This window comes from Marinifilum flexuosum (genome assembly GCF_003610555.1).
In the GTDB taxonomy this organism is placed as follows: Bacteria; Bacteroidota; Bacteroidia; order Bacteroidales; family Marinifilaceae; genus Marinifilum; species Marinifilum flexuosum.
The window spans coordinates 540,080-553,421 of sequence record NZ_RAPQ01000008.1; the positions used below are offsets into that span (position 1 = coordinate 540,080).

General features: G+C 36.4%; 7 protein-coding genes. 2 read left to right on the plus strand and 5 right to left on the minus strand.

Annotated elements, in window-relative coordinates:
- Positions 1 to 53: 53 nt before the first annotated feature.
- From BXY64_RS02295 to BXY64_RS02320, 5 genes are read right to left on the minus strand one after another with little or no spacing between them, the layout of a single operon-like run.
- Positions 54 to 2,438 (minus strand): ABC transporter permease, encoded by a 2,385-nt coding sequence (locus BXY64_RS02295; protein WP_120238358.1) that lies wholly within the window; start codon positions 2,436 to 2,438, stop codon positions 54 to 56.
- 17 nt (positions 2,439 to 2,455) lie between these two features.
- Entirely contained in the window at positions 2,456 to 4,822 is a 2,367-nt protein-coding gene (locus BXY64_RS02300; RefSeq protein ID WP_120238359.1) for an ABC transporter permease, read from the minus strand.
- A 47-nt stretch (positions 4,823 to 4,869) separates the two neighbouring features.
- Positions 4,870 to 7,233, minus strand: coding sequence for an ABC transporter permease (locus tag BXY64_RS02310; protein WP_120238360.1), 2,364 nt, complete (start codon positions 7,231 to 7,233; stop codon positions 4,870 to 4,872).
- A 46-nt stretch (positions 7,234 to 7,279) separates the two neighbouring features.
- Entirely contained in the window at positions 7,280 to 9,595 is a 2,316-nt protein-coding gene (locus BXY64_RS02315; RefSeq protein WP_120238361.1) for an ABC transporter permease, read from the minus strand.
- 49 nt (positions 9,596 to 9,644) lie between these two features.
- Entirely contained in the window at positions 9,645 to 10,337 is a 693-nt protein-coding gene (locus BXY64_RS02320; protein ID WP_120238362.1) for an ABC transporter ATP-binding protein, read from the minus strand.
- 295 nt (positions 10,338 to 10,632) lie between these two features.
- On the opposite strand from BXY64_RS02320, the gene BXY64_RS02325 reads away from it, so the two are divergent.
- Positions 10,633 to 11,994 carry a sigma-54-dependent transcriptional regulator gene (locus tag BXY64_RS02325; protein ID WP_120238363.1) on the plus strand — a complete coding sequence of 454 codons (1,362 nt, stop codon included), beginning with the start codon at positions 10,633 to 10,635 and terminating at the stop codon, positions 11,992 to 11,994.
- Positions 11,984 to 13,327 carry a sensor histidine kinase gene (locus BXY64_RS02330; protein WP_170150557.1) on the plus strand — a complete coding sequence of 448 codons (1,344 nt, stop codon included), beginning with the start codon at positions 11,984 to 11,986 and terminating at the stop codon, positions 13,325 to 13,327. The genes BXY64_RS02325 and BXY64_RS02330 overlap by 11 nt, the downstream gene beginning before the upstream one ends.
- The last annotated feature ends 15 nt before the right edge of the window (positions 13,328 to 13,342 follow it).

A 13,342-nucleotide genomic window follows, 5' to 3' on the forward strand; every position in this document is an offset into this window, starting at 1 on the left:
TTAACAAGATTGATAGTAAGAGGTTAAGTTTCATAATATATTGCTGTTTTGTTTTATTCGTAACGTAAGCTCTCCACCGGATTTCTCCTTGCTGCTCTCCACGATTGCCAGGAAACGGTTAACAAGGCAATTCCCATGGCAATGATTCCTGCCAATGCAAATATCCACCAACTGAGCTCGGTTTTATAGGCAAAGTTTTCAAGCCATATGTTCATGGCGTACCATGCAATTGGAGATGCCAAAACAAATGCTATAATTACCCACCTTAGGAAATCCTTGTTTAGCATTTTGATAATTTCATGAGTTTTGGCTCCATTGGTTTTGCGAATCCCAATCTCTTTGGTACGTTGTTCCGATGAAAAGTAGGAGAGGGCACTTATACCCATGATTCCGATGATGATACCAAGAAGAGAAAAACTCAAGAGAATTTTTCTAAGTATGTTTTCTGATTTGTATTGTTGACCAACTTTTTCATCCATAAAGAAATAATCCATTTCTTGGTTTGGATAGTGTTTCTGCCATTCTTCCTGAATGTAATCCATTGCCGGTCTGATATTTCCGGAAGCAATTTTGATATGAGTAAATCTGGACCTACTTCGTGACTCTCCAATTAGGAAAACATAGTCTCCGATCTGTTCATGGGCCGAATTGTAATTGAAATCTTCAACAACTCCTATAATATCATACCTTCTCTGATCTGGCTCTAAAGGAATTCCTGATCTAAAGGCATTCAGATTTTCAATGCTTTGGTGTTTTTCCATCAACCTTTCATACAAATGATTGTTGATGATCATTCCTTCAATGGTATCTTTCGATCTGTTGATGTAATCGTGAACCAACTGAATATCCATTGTTTGTAGAAAATCAAAGTTTGGGAACGACATTTCCGCAGTACCTTCAATTCCCAATCCATCCAAAGGAAGGGTTTGAGTGGGATGTCCAAAGTATTGCCTGGTAAAACCAACGGAAACAATTTGAGAATTCTTTTTTAACTCGTTGGCAAACACTTTTGGGTCTTTAGAATAGTCCTTTTGATGGATGACTACAATATTGTCTTTTGTAAAGCCAAGGGGTTTGTCTAATATGAAATTGATCTGTTTGTTTACAAGAATGGTTGATGCAATCAGGATGATTACAATTAGCATTTGAAATATCATTAAAGGTTGCAACAATTGCTTTCCCGATAAGGGGTGTAAACCTTTAATAATTTCGCTGGTAGAATTATTTTTAAGAATAAAGAACCGAACAAATAAAACAGAAATGATTCCACCAAGTGAAATGATCATTAAAATGGACAAATAGATTGTAGGTTCGTTATAGAAAATATCAAACTGAATTTCGTAAAACTGGCTGATAATAGGTTTTATCAACTCTATTACAAATAAGGAAATAAAAATAGCAAGCGAACAAAGCAACAATACCTCAATTAGGATCTGGTACAACAAATGCTTTTTGTGGGCTCCAATGGAGGATTTCAAACCAAACTCTTTTGTTCTTTTGAAAAGATTAACTGTGATTAAGCTGATAAAGTTTACAAGAGATACAAATAGGATCACGAAAGAAACAATAGTAAATAAGCCAATGTTAATTTTGGTATTGCTCTCTTTTAATTCAAACCTGCAATTCGATCTTAAATGAATGTCTGTCAGTCTTTGAAGACTAAATTTGTAATCTTTAGGCCCCCTTGTTTGTCTGAAAGCAGACTTGTTAAAATGGGTAAGTGTTTTTTCGGCAATGAAAGTAGGTGAGGTTCCTTCTTTCAATTTTATATAGTTGTAGACCCATTGTATTTTTCTTGTTGCTAAGGAGGCATAACGTTGTTCAAGTACTCCTTTTTGCGAAAGAAGTATTTCACAGTTGAAATGAGTTTTTATAGGCGTATTTTTTATAATCCCAACGATTTCAAATTTTCCGGGTGCTTCTCTTGATCGTAATGTTTCAGTCTCTATGTATTGACCGATTGGATTTTCATTCTTAAAATATTTTTTTGCAAACCGCTCAGAGATAAAAGCTACATTAGGCTTCGAAATATCCTTTAAATTTCCAATCAGGCTTTCAATTCCAAACATGCTCATAAAGTTTGTGTCAACCGACAAAACATCTTTTTGAGCAACCGATTCCTCGTGTATTTTGATATTTTCCAGCTTCGCATGCGAAAACCGTGTTGCATTTTCAACTTCAGGGAATTGACTTGCAGCTTCTTGAATAAAACCTAAACTTCTGGCCCAGGAGCTGTTAATGTGTGATGGTGTAGAAATTACCCTGTAGATATTCTGATAATCTTTAATGTGTTTGTCGTAGCTTTTTTCATTTTGCACATGAATAAACAGTACAAAAAATGAGGCGATCCCAAAGCTGAGGCCAAATATATTGGTCAATGAAAAAGCTTTGTTTTTAAGCAAGCGTAAAACGGATAATTTCAAATGATACCAAAGCATAATTTTAGTTTTTAGGATTATTCATATCTTAAACTTTCCACAGGATTAATTTTAGCAGCCCTCCACGATTGCCACGAAACGGTTATTAAGGAGATACCTAAGGCTATGATTCCAGCTAATGCGAATATCCACCAACTGAGTTCAGTTTTATAGGCAAAACGACTAAGCCATGTGTGCAAAGCATACCAGGCAATAGGGCAGGCAATGATGCATGCAATAAACACCCACTTTACCAAATCAGTATTTAGCATTTTTACAATCTCGAAAGTTTTAGCCCCATTGGTTTTTCTTATTCCAATCTCTTTGGTGTGCGTTTCAACAATAAAATAGGTTAAGCTGATTAATCCCAGGCAGGATAGAAGTATAGAAATTATGGTGGCATAATTCAGAATGCGCTGAAATTGTTTTTCCTTCTTGTACAAGGCTTCCCAGCTTGCATCAAGGTATTTGATCTCCAAAGTGAAATTAGGAGATATATTTTCCCAAACCTTGTTGATGGAACGAATACACCTTTGAGTACTGGCAACACTGTTGGTGTTGATTTTAAAATAAATATACTCATCGGTTTCGCCACAACTTCTAAAGCCTATTGGTCTGATAGTTGAATGCATGGATTCATGGTTGAAGTCTTCTACTTCGGCAATTACTTTACCTACCTTTCCATTGCGCGGAATGCTTGCATCTTCCGGCTTTCCAATATTGAATTGTTTAAAAGCTGTGGCATTAAAGATCCAGTCTGAATTTTCCTCTGAATAAAGATTGAATTGTTTACCCTGCACCAATTTAATTCCAAAAAAATCGAAGAAATTTGGGCTAACGAAAAGATTGGCAAAGCCAATTTCTTGTTCTTCCCCCTTATTAATCATTGGTAGCCCCCAATTGGATTGATTATAACCTAATGGAGCAGATGTGTATGTATAATCGGAAATTTCAGGTATTCTTTTAATTTCAGAATTGAAAGCGCTACTGCTTTTCTCGATTTGCGGATTGGTGGCAGCATAAAGAATTTGCTCTCGATTAAAACCTGGATCTAATTCTGTTAGGAATTGATTTTGTTTGTTAATTAGTAAGATTCCACAAAGCAAAATGATTGTGATGGTAAATTGGAAAATCAATAAAGCATTTCTCATGTGGTTTTTAGAACGGGTATTTACCGTGTTTTTTAATAATGCTGTAGTTTTTGTTTTACTAAATCTTATTCCGGGAATAATTCCGGTTAGTACAAAAGTAAAGGCAAGCAGAGAAATAAAGATTATCAGGTTTGAACCTGAAAAAATCTCTATTAATGTGAATTCTGAATTGGTAATCTGATTTAATCCAATCAATAAGAAATTGCTTAACACAATTACCAATATGCTAGTAAGGAAAAGCACTAAAGCGGACTCAACGGCAATTAACTCAACTACTTTGGTCTTTTTACTTCCCATTACCTTAAGAATACCAATGTTTTTAAGGCGCTTAATTTTTTGTGCAGTTACTAGGTTTATGTAATTGATACATGCAAGCAATAGAATTAAAAAACCTATGATTTGTATAACGTTTAAGGTAAGTTGATTTCCATGTTTTAAAATTTCAATTCCTGGCAATTCATTGTAAGCTTCGGAAAATGGCTGGATTTCAAAATTTGTATGATCCTTATATCTTTCAGGAATGTGATCAACGGAAATTTTGGCGAGTTTCTGATTGATTACACTGGCATCAATATTAGATGGTATTTTTGCAAATGCACTGTAGTTTTGAGTGCCCCAATATTCTTGGTTGTTTTTAAACCAAGGAATTTTATAATTGGTTTCAAGCGATAGTACCGCATCAAATTCCCAAGAGCAATGATGAGAAAGATCTTGAATAACAGCTCCTACCTCAACAATTACATTTTGCAAGCTTGTGGCATTGTATACCAATTCTTTCCCGATAGGATTGTCATCACCAAATATCTTTCTAGCCACCGATTGAGTCAATACAATTTTATCAGCTGTATTTAATGCTTTTTTAGGATCACCACAAATCGTTTCAAACTGAAAAACCTTGAAAAAGCATGAATCAGCAAGTAATAGATTATTCAACTTGTAAGCAGTGTTCTCTTTTTTTAGAAAATCCTGTGGCGACCAAGTATATCTTACCAATGTGATTGCCTCTATTTCCGGAATTTCAGACCTAATATGTCTAACCATACAGTTAGAAATATCAGGATATTTGTTATTTAAAAGTGTATAGGTTTGTTCAATTTCAGGAATTTCCTGATCCATATTTTTCTCCTTATTTACATAGGCGAAAACAAGTAGACTAACTGTAATTCCTATAACTAAGCCACTAATATTTATTGATGATACCAACTTATTCTTCAATAAGTTTTTGAATGATATTTTAATGTTGTAGAAATTCATTATTTGTTTAAAAAATTAAATAATTAGAGATTAGTTGGTGATCAATACTACTCGTATCTTAAACTTTCCACAGGATTAATTTTAGCTGCCCTCCACGATTGCCACGAAACGGTTAGCAAGGCAATTCCCATAGCGATGATTCCAGCTAATGCAAATATCCACCAGCTGAGTTCAGTTTTGTAGGCAAAACTACTAAGCCATGTGTGCAAGGAATACCAAGCAATAGGGCAGGCAATGATACAGGCAATAAACACCCACTTTACCAAATCAGTATTTAGCATTTTAACAATCTCGAAAGTTTTAGCCCCATTGGTTTTTCGTATTCCAATCTCCTTGGTGTGCGTTTCAACAATAAAATAGGTTAAGCTGATTAAGCCCAGGCAGGATATGAGAATCGAGATTATGGTAGCGTAATTTAGAATTCGCTGAAATTGTTTTTCCTTCTTGTACAAGGCTTCCCAGCTTGCATCAAGGTATTTGATTTCCAGAGGGAAATTTGGTGAGATATTTTCCCAAATCTTGCTGATGGAATGAATACATCTTTGAGTACTGGCAACACTAGATTGATTAGTCTTAAAATAAATGAAGTTAGAAGTTTCACAACTTCTAAAGGCAATTGGTCTAATGGCCGAATGTAAGGACTCATGATTGAAATCCTCAACTTCAGCAATTATTTTGGTTGTTTTTCCATTTCGTCGAATTGTTGCATCTTCAAGTTTATCGATATTGAATTGTTTAAAAGCTGTCGAGTTAAAAATCCAGTCAGAATTTGCTTCAGAGAATTGATCAAACTGTTCTCCACGCACCATATCGATTCCAAAAAAATCGAAAAAATTAGGGCTTACATATAAATTGGCAAAACCAATTTCCTGTTCTTCTCCTTTGTTAATCATTGTCAATCCCCAATTAGATCCATTTTCTCCCAATTGTGATGAGGCATATACAATGTCGTTTATTTCTGGTATTCTTTTGATTTCTGCATTGAAAGCTTTGCAACTTTTTTGTATCTGAGGATTCGTTGTAGCATAAAGTATTTGTTCTTTTTCAAAACCGGGATCCAATTCACTCATATAATCAATTTGTTTGTTGATCAACAGGATTCCGCACAGCAAAACGATTGTAATACTAAACTGAAAAATGAGTAAAGCATTTCTCAAATGATTTTTCGAACGATTATTGGTTGTATTTTTTAGTAAAGAAGTGGTTTTCTTCCTTCCTAAAGTGAGCCCAGGAATAATACCTGTTAGTAAAAAAGTGAAAGCAATTAAGGAAGCAAATATGATTAAGTTTGAACCTGAAAAAATCTCAAGTAAGGTAAATTCAGAATTGGTAATTTGATTTAAGCCAACCAATAAAAAGTTACTTAATACGATTACCAATATGCTGGTAATAAAGAGAATTAAGGCTGATTCTGTCGCAAGTAATTCAATTACTTTTCCTTTCTTTCCACCCACAACTTTTAAAATGCCAATATTTTTAAGGCGTTTAATTTTTTGAGCAACTACCAGGTTAATGTAATTGATACATGCCAATAGCAATATGAATAAACCAATAATTTGGATGACTCTAAGAGTACGTGGATTACCATGCTTTAAGATTGAGATTCCTGTTAACTCATTATATGCTCTTGTGAACTTCTGAATTTCATAATGGGTTTCTTCTTTGTAATCTTCGGGAACATTTTGGGTAGATATGTTACTAAGTTTTTCGTTTAGCGCATCAACATTAACATTGGATGGAATTTTTACAAAAGCCCCATAATTTTGCGCTCCCCACAAGGATTCTAACTCTTCGAACCATGAAATTCTCTTGTTTGTTTCAAGTGATATAATGGCATCGAACTCCCATGAACAATAATGAGAAAGATCTTTAATTACTGCACCAACTTCTACAATGACATTTTGTAATTGTGTAGAATTATATAGTAATTCTTCCCCAATAGGATTTTTGTTTCCGAATATTTTCTTTGCAACGGAATGAGTTAGAACAATTTTATCTGCTGAATTTAATGCCGCCTCAGGATTACCGTAAACTGCTTCAAATTTAAATACCCTAAAAAAGCTGGAGTCAGAAATTAAAAGGTTGTCCAATGTAAAGTTGTCATTATTCCGCTTTAGCATATTTTGAGTTGACCAAACATGCCTTACATAGGTAATGGCTTCTATTTCGGGAATTTCTTTTATAACATGTCTAACCATCTCACTTGAGATATCTGGATCCTGATTGTTTATAAGAGTATATGTATTTTCAATTTCAGGAATTTCCTGATCCATATTTTTCTCTTTGTTCACATAGGCAAATACGAGCAAGCTGATGGTAATACCTATTACCAAACCACTAATATTAATCGATGATACCAACTTATTCTTCAATAAGTTTTTGTATGATATTTTGATGTTATAAAAGTTCATATTTTGTTGAATAAATTAATTATTAGAGATTAGTTGGTGATCAATACTACTCATATCTTAAGCTTTCCACCGGATTCCTTTTTGCTGCTCTCCATGATTGCCACGAAACAGTAAGAAAAGCAATTCCGAAGGCTAGTATTCCAGCCAAGGCAAAAACCCACCAGCTTAATTCAGTTTTGTAGGCAAAGTTTTCTAACCATTTGTGCATGCAGTAATATGAAATCGGACAGGCAATTGCAAAAGCAATCAAAACCCAAATCGAGAAATCATGGTTTAGCATTTGCATGATTTCATGTGTTTTGGCACCATTTACCTTTCTAACACCAATTTCTTTCTGCTTTTGCTGCACATAGTAAAGCGACATGGCAAACAATCCCATCACAGAAATGATTACAGTGAGAATGGCAAAGTACTTTACAATTTTTCCTGTTCTCTCTTCCTTTTCGTACCAGCTTTGCACAGCTTGATTAAAGAAGTTTATTTTAACAGGAGTACCATCGGTGAAATCATTATGAGCTTTATGGATTCTTTGTAGTGTTTCCTGATTATTTACACCATTCATTTTTACGACAAAGCTCCATGCATATTCATCCTTTGGTAAGATTTTAAAATAGGCCGGACCCAATCTGCTTTTTAAATTTCTAAAATGGAAGTTTTTCACAACACCATATATAGGCCAAACATCAAACAATTCGTATTCACCAGGATTCTCTTCAATGTTTAGAATTTTTGCAGCAGCTTCATTAATCAGAATGGCTTCTTTGTCATAAGCAGTTCCTGTTTTATTCACTGGAATATCAAGAATGTCGAAAAAGTTCGTATCTACCCTGAAAACCTGGAAGCTATATTGTTTCCCTTTTTCAGTAAAACAATTGTTATTTCCTCCATCCAATGGTGTTCCGCAGGTAAGGGATACATCTTCAACACCAGGAATATTCCTTAAAATCTCCTCAAAAGATCTTTGCTTTTCTTTGGGAAGTTCATTTTCAAAAGTGATTAAGTTTTCTTGTTCGAATCCCATTTTATAATTCTGCATGAAAGTGGTTTGCTTGTTGATAAAAAATGCAGAAATAATTAAGGTAATGATGATGAGGTATTGGAAGCAAATCATGATTTTGGAGTACACATTTTTCTCCTTCATCCTGAATTTGCCTTTAACCACATCAATGGGATTAAAATTGGAAATCTTAATGGCAGGAATAATCCCTGATAAAACACCAATTAGCACAATAAAACCAATGGCAATTAAAAGGTTCGATAGATTTAGCTCATTGATGATCTGAATATTTGTTTCCAGCAGATGATTAAAGATAGGTTCAACTTGAAAACTCAGTACAATGGCAATAATTGAAGAGATTAGGCTAAGCAAAATGGATTCCATTAAACTAGCCGCAAGCAATCCGGGTTTTTTACCACCTATCAATTTGCGAATTGCAACTTCTCTACTTCGAAAAGAAGATTGTGCAATGGTAAGATTTACGTAATTGATAACCGATAATGTTAGAATCAGAAAAATGATCCCAGTTAAAACCTGAACGAAGCGTTTGCTCTTGTTTTTAACTTCGTAGGCATGCGAAGTGCTAAAATAAGATTCAGTAATGGGTTCCAATTCTACTGATTTGGCATAACCACCTTTAAACATCCAATTTACCCCCTTATACAACTCAAATATTTCATTTGCTTTTGAAGGAAGATTGGTTTTAGGTTTGGTAAGTACATACAATCCATAGGAGTTGTGGCTGTACTTGTTCAGAAAAGTATCATCGTTAAATACTTTGGCCATGGTAGGAAAATTGATAATCATTCCGAACTTCTTAAAGTGCGTGTTGCTAGGAATATCTTCCATTACACCCGTTACTTCCAGACTTGTCTCGTCGTTCATCTTTATTTTGCTACCCAATTCAGGCAACTCTCCAAAAAGTTTTAATGCTAATGATTTGGAGAGAACAGTACTACCAATGGTTTTTAAAGCCGTTCTTGGATTTCCCTCTATCATTCCAAAAGAAAAGATGTTGAAAAAGGAAGAATCGGCAAAAAGTATGTTATCAGCAACTTTGGAAGAGCCATTCGCTTGCAGGTAAGCTTCGAAGTATTTGGTTCTGGTAAAATTTTCAACTTCAGGAAATGTTTCCATCAATAAAGCTCCCGAGGGAGGAGCAAATCCAGCTTCTTCACCATGAGTCAATCTGAAAATTCTATCTTTTTTCTCATGAAATTCATCTACTCCGTATTCATTTTTGATATAAACACTTAGCAGAAGTATAAACATTAATGAGATTGCAAATCCCAATATGGTAATTGCGCTATACAATTTGTTATTCCACAAATGAATAAGAAAAGATTTTAGATGTTTAGATATCATGGTTTAGTGGTTATGGATTGAAAAATAAAATCTTACACTGGTTTTTTGTTTAAAATACCTGCTCTGCTACCAAACTTTCTTCAGTTACGACTTTACCATCAAACAGGTTGATAATTCGGTGAGCATATCCTGCATCTTTCATAGAGTGAGTCACCATGATAATGGTAGTTCCTTCGCGGTTCAATTCGGTAAGCAGTTCCATAACTTCCTGACCATTTTTTGAATCCAGGTTACCAGTAGGCTCATCGGCAAGAATTAGTCCCGGGTTTGAAACTACCGCACGAGCAATGGCAACACGTTGTTGCTGACCACCCGATAATTGCTGAGGGTAATGTTTTGCACGATGACTCATATTCATTCTATCCAAAACCTGACTTACCATTTCCTTGCGTTTTTTAGAGCTGATGCGCTGATAAACCAAAGGCATTTCAACATTTTCGAATACATTTAATTCATCAATCAAGTTGAACGACTGAAATACGAAACCAATATTACCTTTTCTCAAATCGGTGCGTTGTCCTTCTTTCAAATTGGCAACTTCGGTCTTGTTAAAATTGTATTCACCTTCCGATGGATTATCCAATAAACCCAGGATGTTTAAGAGGGTAGATTTACCACAACCGGAAGGTCCCATAATGGCTACAAATTCACCTTCTCTAATGTTTAAGTTTACATCGTTCAAGGCTAAAGTTTCAATTTCATCTGTTCTGAAAACTTTCGATAAATTTTTAATAGAAATCATATTCTTTGTTTTTAAATAGTACACATGTAAAATTATTGCTTCCTGTTGCCAACTTTGTGCCGAAATTTGTAAGTATCAAAAGATCAATATGAAAAGAAGGGTGGGGCTTTGAGGTGTGTAAAATATTTGGACAGTGCATGTCTAATATTTTGAAAAGCTGATTAAATTAGTGGTGGATGTTTACATTTAACCACGAATTACACAGGTTTGCACGATTTGCCATCTTATTCATAATCGGTATAATTCGTGGTTTTATAATTAAATCTTAAGCATATACACACTCATTCGCCCAAACATGAAAAAATCAAACATTCTAATTGTCGACGACAACCGAAGCGTTTTAAGTGCATTGGATCTGTTGTTATCGCCATACTGTGCAAAACTGAAATGTTTATCCTCGCCCAAAACCTTATTTGCCGAGCTGCAAAGCGAGGACTACGATGTTGTTTTGCTGGATATGAACTTTACAGCAGGCATAAACAATGGCAATGAAGGGATTTATTGGTTAAACCAGATATTGGAACAATATCCTAGGGTGAGTGTTGTAATGATTACTGCCTATGGCGATGTTGAACTGGCTGTGAAAGCCGTTCGTTCCGGGGCTACCGATTTTGTTCTGAAGCCTTGGGACAATGAAAAAATGATTGCTACCGTTGATACAGCCTGCAAGCTAAGTCAGTCGAAGAGAGAACTGAAAAAGATGCAAATGAAAGAGAAGCAGTTTATCGAAGAGATCAACGGATCGAACAAAGATTTAATTGGTTCATCGGCTACCTGGGAACGTGCCATGAATATGGTTCGCAAAGTAGCCGATACCAATGCCAATGTGCTGATCACCGGTGAAAATGGAACAGGGAAGGAGTTGATTGCAAGGGAGATTCATCGACTTTCGAAACGATCGAACAAAGTAATGGTGAGTGTTGACATGGGAGCCATTGCTGAAAATCTGTTCGAAAGCGAATTGTTTGGACACAAGAAAGGTGCTTTTACTGATGCACATTCCGATAGAATGGGGAAGATAGAAGCGGCCAATAAAGGAACGCTCTTTCTCGACGAAATTGGAAACCTTACCATGCCCATGCAGGCCAAATTGTTGTCGGTGCTTCAGAATAGGGTGCTTACCAAGGTGGGAGACAACTCCGCAACAAAGGTTGATTTGCGCCTGATATGTGCTACCAATGGAAACCTGCAGCAAATGGTATCCGATGGCAATTTTAGAGAGGATCTTTTGTACCGAATCAATACCATACACATCGAAGTGCCGCCTTTGCGCGACCGTAAAGATGATATCCCCGAACTGGCAGAATTCTTTGTGAACAAGTATGCCGATAAGTATGGAAAGAATTTAAAAATAAGCAGTCAGGCCATTTCCAAGTTGAGCGATTACGCCTGGCCGGGAAATGTTAGAGAGTTGCAGCATTCGGTTGAGAAAGCGGTAATTCTTTCGGATTCCCAGCAGCTAACCGCAGTCGATTTTGTATTCAAGAACGATGATATGAACAATGTATCCAACTTTGGCGGAACCCTGGAAGATATGGAGGCGCAGTTGATTGCTTCGGCCATCGAAAAACATGCCGGAAACCTTTCAGCCGTATCAACACAGTTGGGCATTTCTCGTCAAACCCTCTACAATAAAATCAAGAAATATGGGCTATAAGAATTACAACCTGGCACTTTGGATTAGAATGCTAATCCTGTTGACTACCGCCATTTCGTGCGGTTATACCATTGCCACAGCATCCTATATGTCCCTTTCATTTTTGGGTTTGATGATGTTGCTGGAAGTTTGGGAGCTCATTCGATTTCTGAACAAAACCCACAAACAGATCGACTTTTTTATCAAAGCCATTAAGAACGAGGATACCACACTTCGCTTTCCCGAAAAATCAGGCAGTAGAATTATTAACGAATTGCACCATAGTTTAAACGAGCTGAATGGCATATTGCAGCAAGTGCAAACCAAATCCAGAATCAGGGAAAAGTACTTTGGCGAAATCTTACAGAACATATCCACCGGAGTGATTGTACTTTCGGAAAACACGCACATTACCGATGTAAATTCAGCCGCACTCGAGCTTTTGGGCTTGCCTGCACTTACACACATCAGTCAGCTTAATAGAATGGATACCCGATTTACCAATTCACTGCTCGAAATCTCGAACAAGAAAAAGCAGGTTTTGGAATTGTCAACACCTAAGGAGAGAGTTCAGATCAGTACGGCCTGTTCGGTGATCCGAATCGATCAGGAAGACATTAAACTCATCACCCTGCAGGACATTCGGGGAGAGTTGGAGCGAAAAGAGGTAGATGCCTGGATCAAACTGATACGAGTATTGAGTCATGAAATCATGAACTCCCTGGCTCCGGTTACTTCCATTGCACAATCGTTGAAGCGAATTTGGGAAGAGAAATCAGAAATGATTGTAGATGAAAATCTGGCAACAGAAGTGGGGAAAACCGTGAACGGATTGGGTGTGATTACCGAAATGAGCGAGGCATTGATCCATTTCGTGAAATCCTATCGCATGTTGTCCAAGCCACCAAAGCCAATCCTAGGCAGTGTAAACTCTATCGAGTTTTTCGACCGATTAAGCATTCTGCTTTCTCCTATTAAGGAGGAGTTTGCAGGTGAATTGCTGATTCAAACCCCAAAAAGGTCCTTCGATTTTGTGGCCGACGAACAGATGATTGTTCAGGTAATTATCAATTTGGTAAAGAATGCCAAGGAAGCATTTAACGGAGAGGCCGAGAGTGGAAAGATCAGTGTGAATTGTAATAAGAAAGGACCAATTTGCGAGATCAATGTAGTTGACAATGGCCCGGGAATTCCTGCCGAAATTGCCGACGAAATTTTTATCCCATTCTTCACCACCAAAACAAACGGCAGTGGCGTTGGCCTAAGCCATTCCCGACAAATTATTCGCGCCCATGGTGGTTCTTTGTATTGCAGCTCCAAACCAAATCAAACTGTGTTTAAATTGAGGTGGTGATATTTTTTTCTCCTC

Coding starts and splice junctions, on each gene's coding strand:
- BXY64_RS02295 (WP_120238358.1), bottom strand. CDS start 2,438: ATGCTTTGGTATCATTTGAAATTATCCGTTTTACGCTTGCTTAAAAAC.
- BXY64_RS02315 (WP_120238361.1), bottom strand. CDS start 9,595: ATGATATCTAAACATCTAAAATCTTTTCTTATTCATTTGTGGAATAAC.
- BXY64_RS02320 (WP_120238362.1), bottom strand. CDS start 10,337: ATGATTTCTATTAAAAATTTATCGAAAGTTTTCAGAACAGATGAAATT.
- BXY64_RS02325 (WP_120238363.1), top strand. CDS start 10,633: ATGAAAAAATCAAACATTCTAATTGTCGACGACAACCGAAGCGTTTTA.
- BXY64_RS02300 (WP_120238359.1), bottom strand. CDS start 4,822: ATGAATTTCTACAACATTAAAATATCATTCAAAAACTTATTGAAGAAT.
- BXY64_RS02310 (WP_120238360.1), bottom strand. CDS start 7,233: ATGAACTTTTATAACATCAAAATATCATACAAAAACTTATTGAAGAAT.
- BXY64_RS02330 (WP_170150557.1), top strand. CDS start 11,984: ATGGGCTATAAGAATTACAACCTGGCACTTTGGATTAGAATGCTAATC.